The 1698-nt window shown below is 30.2% G+C and carries 3 protein-coding genes; all 3 read left to right on the top strand.

The features are described from left to right. Positions 1-476 precede the first annotated feature (476 nt). Positions 477-614: a DDE-type integrase/transposase/recombinase gene (locus tag FQU21_RS17900; protein ID WP_394348415.1), complete on the top strand. Its 138-nt coding sequence runs from the start codon at positions 477-479 to the stop codon at positions 612-614. A 29-nt stretch (positions 615-643) separates the two neighbouring features. Then, positions 644-952 (top strand): integrase core domain-containing protein, encoded by a 309-nt coding sequence (locus FQU21_RS17595; RefSeq protein ID WP_147679265.1) that lies wholly within the window; start codon positions 644-646, stop codon positions 950-952. A gap of 72 nt (positions 953-1024) precedes the next feature. Then, on the top strand, positions 1025-1698 hold a 674-nt coding region (locus FQU21_RS17235), incomplete at its 3' end, for a Fic family protein (protein WP_187269416.1).

Here is a 1698-nt window from a genome sequence, read left to right as displayed (position 1 = left end):
ACTTAAAAAAGATCTTGATGCTATGGTATTGGATTCATACCTTGAAGTAGCAGCCGAAGATCTTGGCTATAAATCGGTTGCCGATCTAAAAAAAAGCTAAGTATAAAGCCTTAAACATAGCTAAAGAAAGATCTAAGGGATTTGCTTCCTTATCTACTATTTCTAGTTGTTTTGGATTAAAACGTGATGCTTATTATAAATATAAGCATAGTGCTGATAAACGTTTAAAACTAGAGCAACAAATTATAAATATAGTTAGAAAAAGACGCAAATCCCTACCTATAGAAGGTGTCCGCAAGCTCGAAAAATCATTGAAAAACGATTTTATCAAAGCGAACTTAAAAGTTGGTAGAGATAGTTTATTTAATACCCTTAGAAAACACCAAATATTAACACTTAGAAAGAAAACCAGTGCTAGAACAACCAATTCGCATCACCGGTTTTATAAGTATAATAATATTATTAAGGATTTAAAGGTGACAAGAGCTAATCAAGTCTGGGTGAGTGATATAACTTACATTAGAACCGTAAAAGGTTTTTGCTACCTAGCTTTAATTACGGATATGTATTCTCGCAAAATTGTGGGTTATGACCTGAGTGATAGCTTAAATTAAAGGGGTGTGTAAGAGCTCTTAATAAGGCTATTTATCAAGCCAAAAATATCAATGGGCTTATTCATCACTCCGATAGAGGAATACAATATTGTAGTAATGTATACACCCAAATACTTAAAAAAAAGCATATAAATATTAGTATGACTGAAGAAAATCACTGTTACGAAAATGCTATAGCTGAACGGGTAAATGGGATTTTAAAAGATGAATTCTATCTCGACCAAACCTTTGATAACGTATCTCAAGCCAAGCGAGCTGCAAAAAATGCAATTAATTTATACAACCAAATAAGATTACACTTATCTTTAGATTATAAAACACCTAATATGGTATATTAATTATCAGCTTAATTTCAATTTTAACCTGTAGCCATATTTCAGGACAAGACACGCGGGACAAAAAGTCGCATATTGAATTTAATTGAACTATATTTTGTGTTTTTGGTACATATACAATTTACTAGAGATAAAATGTCCCAAATCAATAAACTTGCAAAACTTCCACCAAAAAGAGAAAAAGTAGAGACTATTGAAATTCTTCGCCAATTGAGTAAATCTTCAAATTCATTAGGAGAATTAAAAGGAATTGCTAAAACTATTCCTAATCAAGAAATGTTAATAAATGCTATTGTTTTACAAGAAGCTAAAGATAGTTCGGAAATAGAAAATATTATTACAACACAAGATGAACTATATAAAGCTTTAGCTACAAACATAAAACAACCAACTCAAGTTAAAGAAGTTATAAATTATAGAAGTGCTATTTTTTCTGGTTTTGAATTAATTCAGAAACAAGGATTTTTGAAGCTAAAAGACATTGAAACTATTCAAAAAACCATTATCGAAAATAATGCTGGAATTCGTTCAATGGCTGGAACTGTTCTAAAAAACGATAAAACTGGGGAAATTGTTTATACTCCACCACAAGAAAAAGACGAAATCTTAGGTTTATTAGACAATTTCTTAGAACATTTTAATGTTAATCAAAATGATTTAAATCCACTAATTAATTTAGCCATATTACACTATCAGTTTGAAAGTATTCATCCTTTTTATGACGGAAATGGAAGAGCAGGAAGAATACT

The organism is Algibacter pacificus, assembly GCF_008033385.1.
GTDB lineage: Bacteria > Bacteroidota > Bacteroidia > Flavobacteriales > Flavobacteriaceae > Algibacter > Algibacter pacificus.
The sequence above is the reverse complement of the archived record's forward strand: the minus strand, read 5'-3'. Positions and strand labels throughout refer to the sequence as shown.